The organism is Pseudomonas sp. URMO17WK12:I6 (assembly GCF_003253625.1).
Classification (GTDB): Bacteria; Pseudomonadota; Gammaproteobacteria; order Pseudomonadales; family Pseudomonadaceae; genus Aquipseudomonas.
In genome coordinates this window covers 1-19,667 of the sequence record NZ_QKYZ01000016.1, presented here as the reverse complement: position 1 = coordinate 19,667, position 19,667 = coordinate 1, and the positions used below count along the sequence as shown (strand labels likewise).

The following is a 19,667-nucleotide window of genomic DNA, read 5'->3' as shown; positions in this document are numbered from 1 at the left end:
TTTTGTGCCATGTACAAAGACTATCCGGCGGCCTATCAAGTCAGCAAAGGCTCGGCCTTGCAGGTGGACACAGCCTTCTATGAACGGATCCGCGACCAGAAAGAGGGGCGCACGCTGATCGAGCAGTTCGAAGTGCCGATCCGCACCGGTCGCGCCTGGAATGTGCCGGCCGGGCATGTGTTCAGAGTCACGACCCCGGTCGGCCCGCAAGTCGGGGATTTCAACGTCTGGAATGCCCACGATCCGCGCGAGCGCTTGTGGGCGGCGCGGACCCGGCAGTTGCAGGGCGCCCATGTCAGCACCCATGACCGGCTCTGGTCGAACCTGCCATTTTTACGGCCGCTGGTGACCATTACCGACGACAGCCTGGCCGGTTATGGCATCGACGAACACGGCGGGCGTCTGCACGATCTGCTGGGAACGCGCTGCGATCCTTACGTGAACAAAATGCTTACCGGCGAAGACTTCCATCATCACTGCCACTCCAACCTGACTCGCGCCGTATTGCCCCATGGCCTGACCGAGTTCGATGTGCATGACGTGTTGAACATTTTCCAGTGCACCGGCCTGAACCACGACGATCTGTATTTCATGAAAGCCTGCCCGGCGCAGAAGGGCGACTATCTGGAGTTCTTTGCCGAGATTGATCTTTTGTGTGCGCTATCGACCTGCCCGGGTGGCGATCTGTCGCTGGCCATGTGGGGGCCGGATGCGCAGGATCCGTTGAGCGTCTGTCGCCCGCTGGGAGTAGAAATTTACCGGTTGGAGGATTCGTTGCTTGAAGGCTGGAGCCAGCCGGAGCGTGCGGCTTACAAGGGATTGCATGGCTTGCATATCGCCAAGGCTGATTGGGAAAAATAAAGGGGTTTGAGCGACAAAAATCCTGTAGGAGCGTGGCTTGCCCGCGAAGAATGCGCCGTGGTTTTTCAGGTATTACGCGTCATCGTTCTTCGCGGGCAAGCCACGCTCCTACAGGTGCTGCGCGGTCAGCGGTCCTGCGCATCCTTGGCATCCGCTTCCGCGTTGCGTTCGGCGACGCGCTTACGTTGCTCTTCAGTCAATTCGACCTTGTTGGCGGTGTCACGCAGCATCATCAAACCGCCAACGATCGAGCCGATGGCAACGATCAGAATCAACCAGGCATACCAGGGCATAGGAGTTCTCCTTAAGGGCAGACTGGTGGACAAGGGTTTTGCCAACCGATCCTGCATACCACTTTTGAGCGATGGAATTTCGCAGTGGTTCCATTCTATGCCTGATCCGACAGCAGCACTGCGGCTGTTTAGAGCCCGGTCAACATCGCATCCGCCGGCGCATCGGCACGCAGTTGCGCGGTCAGCATGAAGTACACGAAACCCACTGCCATGAAGCCGAGGAAGATCAAGCCGATCAAGGTGTTGAACCAGGCCATCGCCACCAGGCAAACCACCGCCAGCACCAATGCAATGAATGGCAGCAACGGGTAGCAAGGCGCGCGGAAAGTGCGTTCCAGGTTCGGTTCGGTTTTGCGCAGTTTGAACAGGCTGAGCATGCTCATGATGTACATCACGATCGCACCGAATACCGCCATGGTGATCATTGCCGCCGTCAGCGTCATGCCGCCGAGGTTGATCAAGCCGTCACTGTAGATCGCCGCGATGCCGATCACGCCACCGGCGATGATTGCCCGGTGCGGGGTCTGGAAGCGCGACAGTTTGGCCAGCGATGCCGGCAAGTAACCGGCCCGGGCGAGGGCGAAGAACTGCCGCGAGTAGCCGAGGATGATCCCGTGGAAACTCGCCACCAGGCCGAACAGGCCGATCCACACCAGCATGTGCAACCAGCTGGAGCTTTCGCCAACCACGGCTTTCATCGCTTGCGGCAGCGGATCGTTGATGTTCGACAGGGTGCGCCAGTCGCCGACACCCCCGGCAAAGAACATCACGCCCATCGCCAGCAGCACCAGGGTCAGGATGCCGCTGATGTAGGCCTTGGGAATCGTGCGTTTCGGGTCCTTGGCTTCTTCGGCGGCCATGGCCGCGCCTTCGATGGCCAGGAAGAACCAGATGGCGAACGGGATCGCCGCGAACATCCCGGCGATCGCCGGCGCACCGAACACATCAGAGCCGGCCCAGCCGTTGAGGGCGAAGTTGCTGAAACTGAAGGCCGGGGCGACCACGCCCATGAACACGATGTACGCCCCGACCGCTGCGTGTTTCGGGTCCAGGGCGGGAAACTGCACGTTCAGATAGGCGCCGATCGCCAAGGCAATCGTCGGTGGCGCGAAGACGAATTCGATCAGCGTCGCCAACCCGGCAATCAACCCACCTTTCTCGCCAAAGGCACGGCGGCTGTAGGCAAAGGGACCGCCGGCATGGGGAATCGGGGTGGTCAGCTCGGTGAAACTGAAGATGAATGCTATTCACCTAAGAGTCTTGAGTCAGTGAGTAACCCGTGGCGAGGGAGCTTGCTCCCGCTTGAATGCGTAGCGCTCACAAAAATCGTCGATTGTTATCAGGTTTTTGGGGCCGCTGCGCAGCCCAACGCGAGCAAGCTCGCTCGCCACAAAGGTAGGCATGACTGAAGAATCGCGCTTAAGTGAACAGCGTTACTCTTTACACATTCTTTATGCCCCGCCGCACCCCTCGATCTCGCGCCTTTACAGCCTCCCTGCAGACAATCACTCCACACGCGGCAATACGCCGTAACACGGAGAACTTCCATGAGCGTTCTGGACGGAGTGTCACTGCTATTGGCAGTGGGGCTGTTCATTTATCTGTTGGTTGCGCTGTTGCGCGCGGACCGGAACTAGGAGCGGCTATGCACAGTTATGACTATTGGCTGATCCTCGCCTTCTTCGCCGTGGTGCTGATTCCGGCACCGTTTCTGGGGCGCTTCTACTACAAGGTGATGGAAGGGCAGCGTACCTGGCTTTCGCCGATTCTCGGCCCGGTGGAGCGTGGCTGCTATCGGGTGGCCGGTGTCGATCCGCAGGCCGAACAGAGTTGGCAGAAATACACCCTGGCCTTGCTCGCCTTCAACCTCGCGGGCTTTTTGCTGTTGTTCGCGATCCTGATGTTCCAGGATCACTTGCCACTGAACCCGCAAAACCTGCCCGGCCAGGAGTGGACGCTGGCGTTCAATACCGCTGTCAGCTTCATGACCAATACCAATTGGCAGTCCTACAGTGGCGAAGCATCCCTGAGCTACTTGAGCCAGATGGTTGGCCTCACCGTGCAGAACTTCGTCAGCGCCGCCACCGGCCTGGCGGTTCTGGTTGCACTGTGTCGCGGCATCGGTCGCAAGTCGACCAAGACCTTGGGCAACTTCTGGGTCGACATGACCCGCGCCACCCTCTACGGCCTGCTGCCTCTGTGCTTGCTGCTGGCGCTGTATCTGGTGTGGCAGGGTGTGCCGCAAACCTTCGCGCAGTATGTGAATGCCGTGACGATGCAGGGCGTCGATCAGGTGATCCCGCTCGGCCCGGCCGCCAGCCAGATTGCGATCAAACAACTGGGCACTAACGGCGGTGGCTTCTTCGGCGTCAACTCGGCGCATCCGTTCGAGAACCCGACGGCGTGGAGCAACCTGTTCGAAGTCGCCTCGATCATTCTGATCCCGGTGGCGCTGGTGTTCACCTTCGGCCATTACGTCAAAGACCTGCGTCAGAGCCGCGCGATCATCGCTTGCATGCTGGCGCTGTTTTTGATCGGCGGCGCGACTTCGCTGTGGGCTGAATACCAACCCAATCCGACCCTGGCCAACGTCGCCGTCGAACAGACCGCGCCGCTGGAAGGCAAGGAAGCGCGTTTCGGCACCACCGCCACCGTGCTGTGGTCGGTGACCACTACCGCAGCGTCCAACGGTTCGGTCAACGGCATGCACGACAGCCTCAACCCGCTGAGTGGCATGGTCGCGATGGTCAACATGATGGTCGGCGAAGTGATCTTCGGCGGCGTCGGTGCCGGGCTCTACGGCATGTTGCTCAACGTATTGATCGCGGTGTTCCTCGCCGGCCTGATGATCGGCCGTACGCCGGAATACCTCGGCAAGAAACTGCAAGCCCGGGAAGTTCAGCTGCTGGTGGTGACCTTGCTGGTGATGCCGGTGGGCGTGCTGGTGCTCGGCGCGATTGCCGCCAGCCTGCCAGGCCCGGTGGCGGCGGTGAGCAACCCCGGTGCTCATGGTTTCAGTCAGTTGCTCTACGCCTACACCTCGGCCAGTGCCAACAACGGCTCTGCCTTCGGCGGCTTCGGTGCCAACACTGCGTTCCACAACCTGATGCTGGGGCTGGGCATGTTGATCGGGCGCTTCGGTTACATCCTTCCGGTGCTGGCCCTGGCCGGCAGCCTGGCGATGAAGAAAACCGCGCCGATTGGCCAGAACAGCTTCCCCACCCATGGCCCGCTGTTCGTGACCTTGCTGACCGTGACCATTTTGCTGGTGGGTGGTTTGACCTTCTTGCCGACACTGGCGCTGGGTCCGATTGCTGAACACTTGAGCATGGGCTTCTGAGGATCTAATGATGAATATGCCCGTTACCAAAACCGTCGCCGCCAAAGCGCCGGAACAACCGAAAACTGCGATCTCGGCCCTCTGGCGCCCGGCGCTGGTGCAAGCGTTCGTCAAGCTCGACCCACGGCAATTGCAGCGTGCGCCGGTGATGCTGGTGGTGGAACTGACCGCCGTCCTCACCACCGTGCTGTGTTTCATTCCCGACAGCGCCGTGCCGACCTTCGTTGCCGCGCAAATCGCGTTGTGGCTGTGGTTCACCGTACTGTTCGCCAACTTCGCCGAAGCGTTGGCCGAAGGTCGCGGCAAGGCCCGCGCCGACAGTCTCAAGGCCGGCAGCGTTGGCTTGAGCGCCCGGCGCAAAAGCGCCAATGGCAGCTTTCAGGTAGTGCCCGCCAGTAGCCTGCGCAAGGGCGACGTGGTGCGCGTCGAAGCGGGGGAGATGATTCCCGGCGACGGCGAGGTGATCGAAGGCATCGCGGCGGTCAACGAAGCGGCGATTACCGGTGAATCGGCGCCCGTGATTCGCGAGTCCGGCGGCGACCGTTCGGCCGTCACCGGCAACACTCGACTGGTGTCGGACTGGCTGCTGGTGCGCATCACCGCCAACCCCGGCGAGTCGACCCTGGACCGCATGATCGCGCTGGTCGAAGGTGCCAAACGCCAGAAAACCCCGAACGAAGTCGCGCTGGATATCCTGCTGATCGGCCTGACCCTGATCTTCCTGCTGGTGGTGGTGACCCTGCAACCGTTCGCCCACTTCGCCAACGGCAACCTGCCGCTGGTGTTCCTGGTGGCGCTGTTGGTCACGCTGATTCCGACCACCATTGGTGGCTTGCTGTCGGCCATCGGTATCGCCGGGATGGACCGTCTGGTGCGCCTGAACGTGATCGCCAAATCCGGTCGTGCCGTGGAAGCGGCGGGGGACGTGCACGTCCTGCTGCTGGACAAGACCGGCACCATCACCTTCGGCAACCGTCGCTGCAGCGCGGTTTATGCCGCACCAGGCGTCAGCGCCAAGGAACTGGCCGAAGGCGCGTTGTTCGCCTCTCTGGCCGATGACACCGCTGAAGGCAAATCCATCGTTGAGTACCTGCGTGGTCTTCACTCGCACCCCGAACCGTCCCCCGCAGTACTGACCGCCGTGCCGTTCAGCGCTGAAACCCGCCTGTCCGGTGTCGACTATCAGGGCCGGGTCTATCGCAAGGGCGCGGTGGATTCGCTGCTGAATTTCGTCGGTCTGAAACGCGCTGATCTGGCTCCCGCCCTGTCCCGGGAAATCGACAAGATCGCCCAGAGCGGTGGTACGCCTCTGCTGGTGTGCGCCGACGGCAAATTGCTCGGTGTGATTCATCTGAAGGACGTGGTCAAACCCGGCATCCGCGAACGTTTCGCCGAACTGCGCAAGCTGGGGATTCGCACGGTCATGGTTACCGGCGACAACCCGCTGACCGCCGCCGCGATTGCTGCCGAAGCGGGCGTGGATGACGTACTGGCCGAAGCCACGCCGGAGAAGAAACTGGCGCGCATTCGCCATGAGCAGAACGACGGTCGGCTGGTTGCCATGTGCGGCGACGGCGCCAACGACGCCCCGGCCCTGGCTCAGGCGGACGTGGGCATGGCGATGAACGATGGCACGCAGGCGGCGCGGGAGGCGGCGAACATGGTCGACCTCGACAGCGACCCGACCAAGCTGTTGGACGTGGTGCAGATCGGCAAGGAATTGCTGGTGACCCGTGGTGCGCTGACTACCTTTTCCATCGCCAACGACGTGGCCAAATACTTCGCGATCCTGCCGGCGCTGTTCGCCTCGATCTACCCGCAATTGGGTGTGCTCAACGTCATGCACCTGAGCAGTCCGCAGAGCGCGATTCTGTCGGCGATCGTGTTCAACGCCCTGATCATTGTGGTGCTGATTCCATTGGCGCTGCGCGGTGTGCGGGTGCAGGCGGCGAGTGCGGCGGCGTTGTTGCGACGCAATCTGCTGATCTATGGACTGGGCGGGATTCTGGTGCCGTTCGTGGGCATCAAGGCGATCGACATGCTGTTGACGGCGTTGCATCTGGTTTAGCGGTTGTTGTTTGAGGCAGGGGCTTTTTGTGGCGAGGGAGCTTGCTCCCGCTGGGCTGCGAAGCGGCCCCACCTCAGGCCCAATGTTTATTCAGGGCACCGCGTTCACCGGGTTTACGACTGCTGCGCAGCCGAGCGGGAGCAAGCTCCCTCGCCACAGGTGATGTGTGTGCCTTCTAAGTGATGAGTATTCTTCGAATCGAGGATTTTGAAATGTCCACACTGATACGTCCGGCCCTGAGCCTGCTGGTGCTGATGACCCTGATCACCGGCGTCGCTTACCCCTTGGTGGTGACCGGCGTTGCCCAGGTTGCCTTCCCGGACCAGGCCAATGGCAGCCTGGTGCGCGACGCCGACGGCAAGGTCCGTGGCTCGTCGCTGATTGCCCAGGATTTTGTCGGCGACGCCTGGTTCCACCCACGGCCATCGGCCGGTGCCTTTGCCACTGTGTCGAGCAGCGCCAGCAACCTTTCGCCGAGTAATCCGGCGCTGGCCACTCGGGTGATCGAGGAGGCCAATAAGCTGCAGGTGGCCGGGCAGGGACCGGTGCCGTTGGCCATGCTGACCACCTCCGGCAGCGGCCTCGATCCGCACTTGCCACCAGAGTCGATTACCTATCAACTGGCGCGTGTCGCGGCAGCGCGCAATCTGCCGGTGTCTACGCTTGAACAACTGCTGGATGCGCACATCGAGCGGCCGTTGGTGGGGCCGCCGGTGGTGAATGTGTTTGAGTTGAATGCGGCGCTGGAAAAGTTGTAAAGGTTGGAAGGTTGGAAGGATCGTTCCCTCGCTCTGCGTGGGAATGCATCTATGGACGCTCTGCGTCCGCTTCGACTGGGACGCGGAGCGTCCCTGGCTGCATTCCCACGCAGAGCGTGGGAACGATCAACAAAGTGAACAAGGCAATGACAGATGAGTGACTCCGGCCGCGCCGACGCGCTGTTAGCAGACCTGCCCCGCGATGGCCGCGGCCGGCTCAAGGTGTTCCTGGGCGCCGCTCCGGGGGTCGGCAAGACCTACGCCATGCTCCAGGCCGCCCACACTCAACTGCGCCAGGGCGTGAAAGTCCTGGCCGGGGTGGTCGAAACCCATGGCCGCGCCGAAACCGAAGCACTCCTCGCCGGTTTACCGCAGCAGCCGTTGGTGCGCTCGGAATACCGTGGCGTGATGCTCGAAGAAATGGACCTCGATGGCTTGCTCGCCGCCAAACCGAAACTGGTGCTGGTCGACGAACTGGCCCACACCAATGCCCCCGGCAGCCGTCACACCAAACGCTGGCAAGACATCCAGGAATTGCTGGCTGCCGGCATCGACGTGTTCACCACGGTCAACGTCCAGCATCTGGAAAGCCTCAACGATCAGGTGCGCGGTATCACCGGCGTACAGGTGCGTGAAACCCTGCCGGACTGGGTGTTGCAAGAAGCCTACGAACTGCTGCTGATCGACCTGCCGCCGCGCGAGTTGCTGGAGCGTCTGCGCGACGGCAAAGTCTACGTGCCGGAGCAGGCGCGGGCGGCCATCGATGCGTTCTTCACCCAGACCAACCTCACCGCCCTGCGCGAACTGGCGATGCAAACCGCCGCCGCTCAGGTCGATAACGATCTGGCGCAGGGTTATCGCCAGTTGGGGCAAGCGGCGCCAGCGGTGCGTGGTCGCTTGCTGGTGGGCGTCGATGGCGATGCGCAGGCCGAGCGTCTGGTGCGTCACGCCAGTCGCGTCGCCCAGCGGCGGCATCTGCCATGGAGCCTGGTGCATGTGGACAACGGCCGGGTGCGTGACGAACAGTCGCGCCTGCGCCTGCAAAGTGCCCAGCAACTGGCCGAGCGCCTCGGTGGCGAAGTGGTGTTGCTGCGCGCCGGTGAGGTGGCGAAAACCCTGATCCAGCACGCCGCCGAACGTCGCGCCAGCCTGGTGCTGGTGGGCCAGTCACGCCAGCGTTTGCGTCGACGGTTGTTCGGCGGCGGTCTGGCGTCGCGCTTGCTGCGCGATGCTCGCGGGCTGGAAATCAACGTGCTCGACAGCGATCACGAACAGCATCAGCCACGTCAGCGTTCGGTGCAGTCGCTGGTGTGGTTCGACTACGCCTTGGCGCTGGTGGCGACGGTGCTCGCCAGTGCCCTGGCCTGGGCGGTTTCGAGCGTCTTGCCGCTGCCCAACATTTCGTTGGTGTTCCTTGCGGCGGTGTTGCTGGTGGCGGTGCGCAGCAGTCTTGGCCCGGCGCTGGCCTGTGCGGCGCTGTCGTTTCTGACTTATGACTTTCTGTTCATTCCACCGAAATTTTCATTTGCCATCCAGCGCGAAGAAGACGTGCTGACCTTGCTGTTCTTCCTGCTGATGGCGGCCCTGACCGGTAACCTTGCCGCGCGGCAACGGCGGCAACTGGAAGCCTTGCGCGACACTCAGGAAGAGACCAGCGAACTGCTCGACCTGTCGCGCAAACTCACCGCCGCCACCGACCGTCAGGCCGTGGTCAGCGCTGCGGCCCAGCATCTGAACGGCTGGAGCGACCTGAAACTGTGCCTGCTCAATCGCGATGGCCAGAGCGGCTGGAAAGTCGAAACCGGTGGGCCGCTGGAGTTTTCCGAGGCCGAGCGCGCCGCCGCCGATTGGGCCTGGCAACACGATCAACCGGCAGGCGCGGGCACCGGCACCTTACCGTTCGGACGCTGGTGGTGGTGGCCATTGTCGGTGGACGACGGGCCGCTGGCATTGCTCGGCGTGTGTGCCAAAGAAGGCCAGACCCTGAGTGGCCAGCGTCGGCGCTTGCTGACCGCGCTGAGCCAACCGTTGGCCCAGGCGTTGGCCCGGGCGCAACTGGCCGATGACCTTGAGGCCGCGCGCTTGCATGGCGAAACCGAACAGTTGCGCAGCGCGCTGCTGGCGTCGGTGTCCCACGATTTGCGCACGCCGTTGACCTCCATGCGCGGCAGCATCGACAGCCTGTTGGCACTGGGCGAGGCGATTCCGCTTGCGGACCGTCGCGAACTGCTCGAAGGCACCCGCGATGAAGCCGAACGGCTGGATCGCTACATCCAAAACCTGCTGGACATGACTCGCCTCGGTCACGGCGCCCTGAAGCTGGCGCGGGACTGGGTATCGCCAGCAGACATCGTCGGCAGTGCACTCAATCGTCTGCGCGCGGTGCTGGCGTCGTTGCACGTCGTGACCGAAGTGCCGGCCGAACTGCCGCTGCTCTATGTGCATGCCGCGTTGATCGAGCAAGCACTGGTCAATGTGCTGGAAAACGCCGCGCGTTTCTCACCGCCCCACGGACGTCTTGAATTGCGCGCCGGCGCCACTGACAGCGAGCTGTTTTTTTCGGTGAGCGATGAGGGGCCGGGGATTCCGGAAGAGGAACGGGCGAAGGTTTTCGACATGTTCTACACCGCTGCTCGTGGCGATCGTGGCGGGCAGGGTACGGGGTTGGGGCTGGCAATCTGTCAGGGTATGGTCGGTGCCCATGGCGGGCGGATCAGCGTCGCCGACGGCATCGAAGGGCGCGGCACCTGCATCACGCTGCACTTGCCGTTGCAGACTCAGCCGGGATTGGACAGTGAAGCCTGATCCCGCCTGCGCTACTCTCTTGCCACCTCTTTGTGTTGATGTGAATTCATGAGCCAGACCGCGACCATTTTGGTCATTGACGACGAACCGCAGATCCGTAAATTCCTGCGCATCAGCCTCGCCTCCCAAGGCTACAAAGTGCTGGAGGCCGGCACCGGCTCGGAAGGCCTGGCCCAGGCCGCATTGAACAAACCCGACCTGCTGGTGCTCGACCTCGGCCTGCCGGACATGGACGGCCAGCAGGTATTGCGCGAGTTTCGCGAGTGGTCGACGGTGCCGGTACTGGTGCTCTCGGTGCGCGCGAGTGAAGGACAGAAAGTCCAGGCGCTGGATGGCGGCGCCAACGACTACGTGACCAAGCCGTTCGGCATCCAGGAGTTTCTCGCCAGGGTGCGCGCCTTGCTGCGTCAGGCGCCAACGGGTGAGGCCCAGGAAGCGGCGCTCAATTTCGGTCCGCTCACTGTCGACCTGGCTTATCGCCGGGTGCTATTGGACGGCGCCGAAGTGGCGCTGACGCGCAAGGAGTATTCGGTGCTGGCGCAACTGGCGCGGCATCCGGGGCGGGTGATCACCCAGCAGCAATTGCTCAAGGACATCTGGGGCCCGACCCACACCGAGGACAGCCACTATCTGCGGATCGTAGTCGGGCATTTGCGGCAGAAACTGGCGGATGATCCGACTCAGCCGCGGTTCATCGTCACCGAGGCGGGGGTGGGGTATCGGTTGTTGAGTGAAGTCAGCCTTTAGTTCTGTTGATCGCTCCCATGCTCTGCGTGGGAACGATCGTCAGTATGCTTTACCGCCAATCTTCATTGCGCTCACTCTCATACCGATCCAGCGTATCCCGGGCAATCTCCCGCCCCAGCGCGATCAACTCCGGCGCCTTGTAGAACTCGAAAAAACGGCACACCCGCTTGGGCACGTTGATCAGGATATCCGGTGGATACCCGGCAATCTTGTACTGCGCCAATGAGGTCTGCATTACCTCGAAACTCTGGTTGATCAGGTCCAGCAAAGATGCCGGCCCGACGTTGTCGATGATGAACGACCCGGTGGCGGATTTCGGTGCGCCGTCGCTTTCCGGGGCCGCCGCCGGTTGCTGGGCTTCGGGCTGGGCGGATTCGATCCACGGGTTGATCTCGGCCGCTTCTGCCATCAGCGCTTCCTTTTCGAGAAGCAGCAATTGCTCCGCCTGTTTGCGGCGGAAAGGCAATTTCGAGCCCAGCGAGCTGATCAGGCTGTCGAAGCGAGTCTTGAATGCCGCCGGGCGCTGGATCACCGGCAGTTGATAGTGACGCTGGTTGGTGGAGTTGAGGTTGACCGCGATGATCAGGTCGCAATGGCTCGACACCACCGGCACGATCGGCAACGGGTTGAGGATGCCGCCGTCCACCAGCATTCGATTGCCCTGCATCACGGGGGTGAACAGGCTGGGGATCGCCGCCGACGCACGCATGGCCTGGTGCAGACAACCTTCCTGGAACCAGATTTCCTGCTGGTTTGTGAGGTCCGTGGCCACGGCTGTGTAGGGGATGCGCAGGTCTTCGATATTGATCTCGCCGACGATCTTGCGGATCTGCCCGAAGACCTTCTCCCCGCGAATCGCGCCCAGGCGGAAGCTGACATCCACCAGACGCAACACGTCGAGGTAATCCAGGCTCTCGATCCAGTCGCGATAATCATCGAGTTTGCCGGCGGCATAGATCCCGCCAACCACCGCGCCCATGGAGCAACCGGCGATGCAGGCAATGTCGTAGCCACGCCGTTCGATCTCTTCAATGACGCCGATATGGGCGTAGCCCCGGGCACCGCCCGAGCCCAACACCAGTGCGACACGCTTTTTCATGAATCGACCTCTTTGACAAGGTTCAACAATGCACCCAATGAGGGGCTCGCTTCAATCGCTATGGTCGTTCGACGGGAGCTGGCGTCGTTTTTTGACACTCAACGAAGGCGAGTCGGTATCCTCGCGAGCGCTATAGTTTCCAGTGCGGGTCCAAGGCACTTTTCGCGCGCCAGAGCGGTCTTACCTGCACGACTGTCTACTATCTTTGAGGTGTGAGTGATGAAAGCCTGGATTTGTGTGCCTTTGATTGCGTTGGCGCTTGCCGGTTGTGCCGGTAAAACCGCTTACCGTGACAGCTGCGGTAGCCAGATCGACGCTGCCTGGCACGAACTGGATCTGGCCAAGGCCGAGGGTTTCGCCGGGACTGTCAGCTACTCCAAGGCGCTGTCGTTGCTGACTGGTGCCAAGACCCAGCAACAATTCGAAGCGTACGAGGGTTGTACCAGAAAGGCCGAGAAGGCACGTTTCTACATTCGTGAGTCCCGCGCCGGCCGTTGAGGCATGATGGAGCGTACTCAGGGTAATTCGATTCAGGGAGTACGCGATGTCTGCCGTGGTTGATCGGTTGGTGGCTCAAGTACTGGGCCTGGAAGTCCGTTTGCTGGCCTGTCAGGCTCGCTTGAGTGCCCGCACCGATCCCGAAGCGCTGCACGATCTGCGCACCACCGTGCGCAGATTGCGCAGCCTGCTGCGACCCTTGCGCGGTTTGCCCGGGGTAGAACAACTGGAAGCAGCGTCGTCCCGGGTCGGCCAACTGACCACACCGTTGCGTGATCGTGAAGTGCTGGCAGCGTACTTGCTCCAGCACAATCAACCCGAGGCCGCGCACCGGCGCATGGCGCGGATGGCTGAGGCTTATCCCGCCGTGGCGATGAGCCCGGAGCTGACCCAGTTGTTGATGATCCTCGACGCCTTTCCGCGGTTCCTGCGGGCCTCCCAACGCCAGGGTTTGCTCAAGGGCTTGCGCCAGCGCATCGAAAAACGCCTGGCCAAACAATGGAAGAAACTCGACCAGGCCCTGCACGATCCCGCCCATGACCGCCATCGTCTGCGCCTGCTGATCAAGCGTGCGCGTTATGGCATCGAAGCTTATCCCGAACTGGATCGTTTGCCGGAAGCGGCCATGCCCAGGCTGAAGTCGGCTCAGGCTGCCTTGGGGGATTGGCACGACAGCTGGCAATGGCTGGCCCGCGCCAAGGAAGAGCCTGATTTGCAGCCATGTGTCGAAGTCTGGAAAACTACCATGGCCCAGGCCGAAGAGCGCGCCGACCGTGTTCTCGACAAACTCAGCAGAGCCTGCTTCAAATCCTGAAACCATCACGAATCCAATGTGGGTTCCAGCCGAGCACGGCCCATCTGTCAGTAATTTTGGCCGGAATAAGCGCTGTGCCGGCCTTGCGGGCTGGTTAAGATCGCTCCATCCATTTTCCAGTCTCTGAGGTTCCCATGCGCTTTTCCGATCTGCTCGACGCTGTTCGCAGCCAGCCGCAGGAAGTGTCTATTCCACCTGAGTGGGGCCAGGGGCGGGCGAGTTTTGGTGGTCTGATCGCCGCCTTGCAATACGAAGCCATGCGCGCAAAAGTCCCGGCGGATCGTCCGGTGCGCTCGCTGGCAATCACCTTTGTCGGCCCGGTCGAGCCCGATGTACCGGTCAGTTTTGAAGTCGACGTATTGCGCGAAGGCAAAGCCGTCAGCCAGGTGCTGGGCCGGGCGATGCAGAAGGGGCAGGTGGTGACGCTGGTCCAGGGCAGCTTCGGCGCTTCGCGAACCTCCGAAGTGGTGGTCGCGGCCAACCCGGCTCCTGAGATGAAGCATTGGGAGGACTGTCAGGAACTGCCGTACATCAAAGGCGTGACCCCGGAATTCATGCGTTACCTGGCCATGCGCTGGAGTGTCGGTGGCATGCCGTTTACCGGTAACAAATCGCGGGACATGGGTGGTTGGGTACGCTTGCGCGGGGATGGGGAGGGCGAGTCGGTCAGCGAAGCCCATATCCTGGCGCTGGTCGACGCCTGGCCGCCGTCCTTGTTGTCGCATCTGAAGAAACCGGCGGCAGGCAGCACGCTCACCTGGACCATCGAATTCGTCCAGCCGTTGCTGGCGTTGAGTACGCTGGACTGGTGCAAGTACCTGGTGGACATCGAACATGCCGCTGACGGCTATGGGCACGCCGCCGCCAATCTCTGGAGCGAAGACGGTCAGTTGATCGCCATGAGTCGGCAGACCGTCACGATTTTCGCCTGATCAGCGATGGCGACGGTGGCGTTCGCGCCAGGCGCGCCACCAGCCGCCACTGAAGAAAAACCGGGGGAAGGTCAGGAACTGCTCGACCAGCAAGCGTGATACTGCGTCTTTGCGATCACTGAACGGCTCGGAGGCTTGCGCCTCCAGGCTATGACCGTGACGCTGCAGGCCCAGGGCGGCAATCAGGCCGATGACGCCAATCGCGAAGCTTGCCAGATCCAGGCTGAACACCCCCGACACCATCAGCAAAAACGCCACGATGAACAGCGGCACGGCAATCAGGTGCAACACCAGATTGGTCGGGTGCTGGTGATTGTGCGGGTACAGGCGCCATTGCCAGGCGGGAAGGTTGGGATGACGTTTGCCCATGATGCTTATCCTTGGTTCGTTGAGGCTCATGAACAAAGAATAGGTCGGGCGAAAGCCGTCGGCGAATCAAGGCTGGCTATCGGCGCGATAGGGGTCATGGTCGATATTCATGTTGACCGCCTTCGCGGGCCCTTAAAGCTTGAGCTGCCCGATGGCCTTGCTCAATTCCCCGGCCAACATCGCCAATTCATTGCTGGTAATCGCCGAGTTCACGGTCTGCTTCACGGTGTTCTCGGTCACGTCGCGAATGCTCACCACGGCCCGATTCATCTCCTCCGCCACATGACTCTGCTGCTGGGCCGCCACCGCGATCTGCGTATTGCTTTCACGCATTTGCGCCACCGCACCGGTGATTTCAGCCAGGGCCACACTGGCTTCCTGGGCCTGTTGCATGCAGTCGTCCGCCTTGTACGAACTTTCCTGCATGAAATCCACCGCGTCCCGAGTCCCGGCCTGCAGCGCTGAAACCATGGTGGTGATCTCGTCGGTGGACGTCTGGACCCGTTTGGCCAGGTTGCGCACTTCATCGGCGACTACCGCAAACCCTCGGCCCATTTCACCGGCCCGGGCCGCTTCGATGGCCGCGTTCAGGGCCAGCAGGTTGGTTTGTTCAGCGATGCTGTGAATCACGTTGACCACGCCGTTGATCTTCTGGCTGTCCTCGGCCAGGCGCTGAATCATCTCGGCGGTTTGCTGCACGCCGGTGGACAATCCGCCAATCGATTTTTGCACCCGAGTCACCACTTCCTGACCGCTGCCAGCCAGGGTGTCGGCGGTTTGCGAGAGGTCGCGGGTGGCGCCGGCATGTTGGGCAATGTGATGGACCGTGGCGGTCATTTCGTTGATCGCCGTGGCGGCCTGATCGGTTTCGCTTTGCTGGCCGAGCATGCCGTGACGCACTTCATTCATGCTCGCGGCCAGTCGCGCGGCGCCGACGTCCAGTTGCCGGGCGGTGCTGGCGACAGTGTTGACCACCCGCTGGTAGCCGGCCTGCATGGCATTGAAGGCGTTGGCCATCTGCCCGACTTCGTCCTTGCAGGCCAGGGGCACACGGGCCGACAGGTCACCGCTTTTCTCGACGTGGAGCATCACGTCTTTCAAGGTGTTGAGCTGGCTGAGCAGGAAGCGGATCAACAGTTGCGACGCGCCGAGCATCGCCAGCATCAGGATGAACACCGCTACCGCGTAGTGAGTGAAGCGCTCGCCGAACACCTGGCTCAGGCTCGGGCTGTAGGCAACGACCGCGACCTGTTGACCGTCGGGACGAGCGAACACCTCGGCACCCATCAACGGATTTTCCCCGAACAGCGGCATGGCATTGATCTGGACCCAACCGAGGGTATCGGTCAGTTCCAGAAGTGGTTGCCCGTTCAGTAAAGGCGCCTGCCCACGATTGAAGGTCAGCAGGTTGTCGGCCTTGGGCAGCGGCTGCCCGGCAGGCCAGGCATTGAGCAATCGTGCCTGGGCCTGGGCCGATACTTGCGCGGCGTGACTGCGGGCCTGTTGTTCGAGCTGCACGGCGTACAGCACCAGCAACAGGGTGGTGACAAAGGCGACGGCGTTGACTGCCCAGAATTTGTATTTCAGCGAGATATTGCTAAGCCAGGCACCCATGGAGGTCTTCTCTGATAGCGGAAACAGTTTTGGCAAGGTGCCATTATTGTGCCGCTACTCAGTGCGTCGAATCTTGATATGGGTCAATGACCGCCACGGTTCTCAAGTGGTTACTGGGGGATCGAGGGCAACCCGAAAAACGCCCGGGCGCTGGCGGTGCTGTGGGCGGCGAGATCTTCCATGCTTTCCCCGCGATGCAACGCCACTTCACGCAACACTTCAGTCAGATACGCCGGCTCGTTGCGACCGTTCTTCGGCTTGGGGCGCAAGCTGCGGGGCAGCAGATACGGCGCGTCGCTCTCCAGCATCAAGCGCCCGCGTTTAATTTCCTTGACCAACGGATGCAGGTGCGTGCCCCGGCGTTCGTCGCAGATCCAACCCGTGATGCCGATGTGCAAATCCAGATCGAGATAGCTGAACAGCGCCTTCTTTTCTCCGGTGAAGCAGTGCACCACGGCGGCCGGCAATTGATCGCGGTAATCGTGCAGGATCTCCAGCAATCGTTGGCTGGCGTCACGTTCATGCAGGAACACCGGTAGTTGCAGTTCAACCGCCATTGCCAGATGTTCTTCGAGGACTTTTTCCTGCTGCGGGCGGGGTGAGAAGTCACGATTGAAATCGAGGCCGCATTCACCCACGGCCACTACGTTCGGCTCCTTGAGCAAACTGCGCAGACGCTGGGCGCTGTCGGCGTTCCAGTCGCTGGCTGAATGCGGGTGAATGCCGGCGGTAGCGAACAGTCGTTGAGCGCTTTCGTCCAGTTGCCGGCACAGTTCCAGCGCCTGTTCGCTGCCCTCGACGCTGGTCCCGGTAAGCACCAGTTGGCAGACCCCGGCAGCGTAGGCTCGGTCGAGTACAGCCTGGTGTTTGTCGGCAAAACTGGGGTTGGTCAGGTTGACGCCGATATCGATGAGTTGCATGGTGCTACCTCGGACCAAAGGCCGGAAAGCATATCAGAGCTGTAGATTTATAAGAAAAACCAAGAACTACAACGAGTTAAAGCTGTCTGTTGAGGCCGCGAGGCAGGTCGGGGTTGGTAGATTTGCCATCACTGTGCCACTCTCTCGCACTTTATCAGCGCTTCAAGCGCTCTGTTTCTGTTGCCCGATGTCATGAAATCTCTCATGAGGTTGGCCAGTATTCTTTCCGGAGAGTGGATGACACGTCCCTCGGTTTTGTTACTGCTGTGTTGTTCGTTGCTGCTGCCGATGCCGGCGGTTGCGCGTCTGGCCGGGCCGTTGCAAGCCGTACCGGCAGCCAAGGTCCGCGACCTGGCGGAGATTCGCAGTAGCCGTGTGCTGCGGGTGCTGGTCAACCAGAGCCGCAACAGCTCCGGCGAAGTTCAGGGCCAGGCCATCGGCGTCGAATACCACCGCCTGCGGGCTTTCGAGCAATACCTTAATGGCCACGCCCGTGACGGCCAGGAAATCACCCTCAAGATCATTCCCAAAGCCAAGGATCAACTGCTCGGCGCGTTGCAGCGCGGGGAGGGCGATCTGGTCGCGCCGGGGGAATTGCTTGATCCGCAATCGGGGCACGCGGTCAGCACCAGTGAGCCGATTGCCAGCGACGTGCCGTTACTGCTGGTGGGGATCAAAGGCGAACGGCGTTACACCCACCTTGAACAACTCTCGGGTAAAACCCTCGCGCTGCCCACCGGTAGTGCTGCCGGGGATGCGGTCAGCCAGATCAATCAGAAGCTCGCGCTGCACAAACTGCCCCCGGTGAAGATCGAGTGGGTCGACCCAAGCCTGGCCGTCGAGGACGTACTGGAAATGGTCCAGGGCGGGATCTTCCATCTGACCATCGTCGAGCAACCGATCGCCGAGCGCTGGGGCAAGATCCTGCCCAAGTTGCGCTTCGATCGACAGGTCCTCATCCGTGAGCCGGGCGGGGAATACTGGTTCGTACGCCGCGACGCCTCGATGCTGCGGGCGAGCATCGACCGTTTCCTGACCACCTACAAGCAACCGTCGGACCAGGATGCGGCGTTCCTGCGGATCTACCGGCGCCTGTATCAAGTGCACTATCCCTTGGCCAAGGCCGATCGTCAGCGCCTGGAAAAACTTCGACCGGTGCTGCAAAAACACGCTCAAGCCCAAGACATGGACTGGCTGAACCTGGCAGCGCTGGCCTTCAAGGAATCGGCGTTGCAACCCTCCGCCAGAAATGGCGGTGGCCCCACCGGCCTGATGCAAATAACACCTTCGGCCGCCCAACGGGTTGGCGTCAGTGACATTCAGAATCTCGATGCCAATGTGCAGGCCAGCGCCAAGTACCTGGCGATGATCCGCCGCAAATTCTTTGCCAGCCCCAAACTCAACGAGCGCGAACGGATGGCGTTCGTGCTGGCGGCCTACAACATGGGACCGGAGCGGGTCCAGGGCATGCGGGCCGAGGCTCGGCGGCGCGGCCTGAATCCTAATCAGTGGTTTTTCCAGGTTGAGCGCATCGCCATGGAGCAGGTGGGAATGGGGGCTGTCAGCTATGTTAATAGCGTGAACAAGTATTACCTGGCGTTCGATCGGGAGCGGGAATCGTTGGAGCCTCAGGGGCAGAAAGTTGCCTTACGTAAATGATCGACTAATCTGATTGTTATGGTGCGTTTTTTGCGCTTTTAACATGAGATTAACCGATTAATATGGCGACCAACCAACACACTCTCACAATGGATGACACAGCATGAGCACACTGATCAACAAGGTACTGTCTACCCGCGCTGGCTACGGCCTGACGATTCTGCGGATTTTCGTCGGCATCATCTTCGCGGCCCACGGCTCACAGAAACTCTTCGGGGCATTCGGTGGCTACGGCATTGCCGGCACCGCGCAGTACATGGAAAGCATTGGATTGGCGCCCGGTCACCTGATGGCAATCCTGGCTGGTGGTACTGAATTCTTCGGCGGTCTGGCGCTGATCATCGGCCTGCTGGCACGTCCGGCGGCGTTGGGGCTGACCTTCCTCTCGCTGGTTGCGATTTTCTCGGTGCACATCAGCAACGGTCTGTTCATGGCCAACAACGGTTATGAATTCGCCCTGGCCTTGCTCGGTGGCAGCCTCGCAGTGCTGATCGAAGGCGCAGGCAAGCTCTCGGTCGACCGCGCGATCTCCGACTGATCGCTCTGACGCAACAAAAAGGCCCGCGCAGTGTGATGCACTGTGCGGGCCTTTTTTTGTTGCTGTGTCTCGTCCTGAATAAGGTTTACACCTTCTGACTTATCTTCAGGAGGAACCAATGGATACGGGGAAAAGGCGCAGCCAGCGAGATTACACGCTGGGCTTTAAATTGGCAGTCGTCGATCAGGTCGAAAAAGGCGAGTTGAGTTATAAAGAGGCTCAACGGCGCTACGGGATTCAGGGGCGGTCGACTGTGCTGGTGTGGTTACGCAAGCATGGGCGGCAGGACTGGAGCCAAGGCGCCTCTATTCGCGCCCAGAGGAGCCGACCGATGGACGAACAAAGTTTGCCG

The 19,667-nt window shown here is 61.4% G+C and carries 18 protein-coding genes and 1 pseudogene; 13 read left to right on the top strand and 6 right to left on the bottom strand.

The features are described from left to right. Nucleotides 1-9: 9 nt before the first annotated feature. Nucleotides 10-861 (top strand): DUF1989 domain-containing protein, encoded by an 852-nt coding sequence (locus tag F475_RS24135; RefSeq protein WP_018929819.1) that lies wholly within the window; start codon nt 10-12, stop codon nt 859-861. Between the two features lie 125 nt (nt 862-986). Here F475_RS24135 and F475_RS24130 read toward each other — a convergent pair whose 3' ends face one another. Next, nucleotides 987-1,154: a DUF2897 family protein gene (locus F475_RS24130; protein WP_008006000.1), complete on the bottom strand. Its 168-nt coding sequence runs from the start codon at nt 1,152-1,154 to the stop codon at nt 987-989. A 128-nt stretch (nt 1,155-1,282) separates the two neighbouring features. Then, nucleotides 1,283-2,395: pseudogene (locus F475_RS24125) on the bottom strand (amino acid permease); the annotation flags it as partial. Nucleotides 2,396-2,701: 306 nt separating this feature from the next. Here F475_RS24125 and kdpF point away from each other — a divergent pair. The 6 genes from kdpF to F475_RS24095 all read left to right on the top strand — a co-directional run bounded on the left by kdpF (nt 2,702) and on the right by F475_RS24095 (nt 10,872). Next, nucleotides 2,702-2,791, top strand: a complete 90-nt coding sequence (kdpF, locus tag F475_RS24120; RefSeq protein WP_007899818.1) for a K(+)-transporting ATPase subunit F — start codon at nt 2,702-2,704, stop codon at nt 2,789-2,791. 8 nt (nt 2,792-2,799) lie between these two features. Next, nucleotides 2,800-4,494, top strand: a complete 1,695-nt coding sequence (gene kdpA / locus F475_RS24115; protein WP_018929817.1) for a potassium-transporting ATPase subunit KdpA — start codon at nt 2,800-2,802, stop codon at nt 4,492-4,494. Between the two features lie 10 nt (nt 4,495-4,504). Next, complete coding sequence (gene kdpB / locus F475_RS24110; RefSeq protein WP_111454878.1) at nt 4,505-6,562, top strand: potassium-transporting ATPase subunit KdpB; 2,058 nt, start codon at nt 4,505-4,507, stop codon at nt 6,560-6,562. 212 nt (nt 6,563-6,774) lie between these two features. Next, nucleotides 6,775-7,320: a potassium-transporting ATPase subunit KdpC gene (gene kdpC, locus F475_RS24105; RefSeq protein WP_064616700.1), complete on the top strand. Its 546-nt coding sequence runs from the start codon at nt 6,775-6,777 to the stop codon at nt 7,318-7,320. A 153-nt stretch (nt 7,321-7,473) separates the two neighbouring features. Then, the gene (locus F475_RS24100) at nt 7,474-10,125 is read left to right on the top strand and encodes a sensor histidine kinase KdpD (protein WP_064616702.1); all 2,652 of its coding nucleotides are present in this window, start codon (nt 7,474-7,476) and stop codon (nt 10,123-10,125) included. 48 nt (nt 10,126-10,173) lie between these two features. Beyond that, nucleotides 10,174-10,872, top strand: coding sequence for a response regulator (locus tag F475_RS24095; protein ID WP_111454877.1), 699 nt, complete (start codon nt 10,174-10,176; stop codon nt 10,870-10,872). 49 nt (nt 10,873-10,921) lie between these two features. Here F475_RS24095 and F475_RS24090 read toward each other — a convergent pair whose 3' ends face one another. Then, nucleotides 10,922-11,971 (bottom strand): patatin-like phospholipase family protein, encoded by a 1,050-nt coding sequence (locus F475_RS24090; RefSeq protein ID WP_018929812.1) that lies wholly within the window; start codon nt 11,969-11,971, stop codon nt 10,922-10,924. Nucleotides 11,972-12,190: 219 nt separating this feature from the next. Here F475_RS24090 and F475_RS24085 point away from each other — a divergent pair, with 219 nt between their 5' ends. The 3 genes from F475_RS24085 to F475_RS24075 all read left to right on the top strand — a co-directional run bounded on the left by F475_RS24085 (nt 12,191) and on the right by F475_RS24075 (nt 14,215). Beyond that, the gene (locus tag F475_RS24085; protein ID WP_111454876.1) at nt 12,191-12,469 is read left to right on the top strand and encodes a hypothetical protein; all 279 of its coding nucleotides are present in this window, start codon (nt 12,191-12,193) and stop codon (nt 12,467-12,469) included. Nucleotides 12,470-12,515: 46 nt separating this feature from the next. After that, nucleotides 12,516-13,283: a CHAD domain-containing protein gene (locus F475_RS24080; protein ID WP_064616708.1), complete on the top strand. Its 768-nt coding sequence runs from the start codon at nt 12,516-12,518 to the stop codon at nt 13,281-13,283. A 134-nt stretch (nt 13,284-13,417) separates the two neighbouring features. Beyond that, on the top strand, nt 13,418-14,215 hold the full coding sequence (locus F475_RS24075; RefSeq protein WP_111454875.1) for an acyl-CoA thioesterase II: 798 nt from the start codon (nt 13,418-13,420) through the stop codon (nt 14,213-14,215). On the opposite strand, the gene F475_RS24070 is transcribed toward F475_RS24075, so the two are convergent. From F475_RS24070 to F475_RS24060, 3 genes are all read right to left on the bottom strand, one after another. Beyond that, a complete protein-coding gene (locus F475_RS24070; RefSeq protein ID WP_019582554.1) occupies nt 14,216-14,584 on the bottom strand; it encodes an Mpo1-like protein in 369 nt (122 codons plus the stop codon). Nucleotides 14,585-14,716: 132 nt separating this feature from the next. Continuing rightward, nucleotides 14,717-16,198: a methyl-accepting chemotaxis protein gene (locus F475_RS24065; protein ID WP_111454874.1), complete on the bottom strand. Its 1,482-nt coding sequence runs from the start codon at nt 16,196-16,198 to the stop codon at nt 14,717-14,719. 110 nt (nt 16,199-16,308) lie between these two features. Next, a complete protein-coding gene (locus tag F475_RS24060; protein ID WP_018929806.1) occupies nt 16,309-17,118 on the bottom strand; it encodes a TatD family hydrolase in 810 nt (269 codons plus the stop codon). 237 nt (nt 17,119-17,355) lie between these two features. Here F475_RS24060 and F475_RS24055 point away from each other — a divergent pair, with 237 nt between their 5' ends. The 3 genes from F475_RS24055 to F475_RS24045 all read left to right on the top strand — a co-directional run. Then, nucleotides 17,356-18,777 carry a transglycosylase SLT domain-containing protein gene (locus F475_RS24055; RefSeq protein ID WP_111454873.1) on the top strand — a complete coding sequence of 474 codons (1,422 nt, stop codon included), beginning with the start codon at nt 17,356-17,358 and terminating at the stop codon, nt 18,775-18,777. Nucleotides 18,778-18,880: 103 nt separating this feature from the next. After that, nucleotides 18,881-19,315, top strand: coding sequence for a DoxX family protein (locus F475_RS24050; RefSeq protein WP_086944660.1), 435 nt, complete (start codon nt 18,881-18,883; stop codon nt 19,313-19,315). Nucleotides 19,316-19,433: 118 nt separating this feature from the next. Beyond that, nucleotides 19,434-19,667 (top strand): helix-turn-helix domain-containing protein (locus F475_RS24045; protein ID WP_146602926.1); only part of this gene is annotated, 234 nt, incomplete at its 3' end.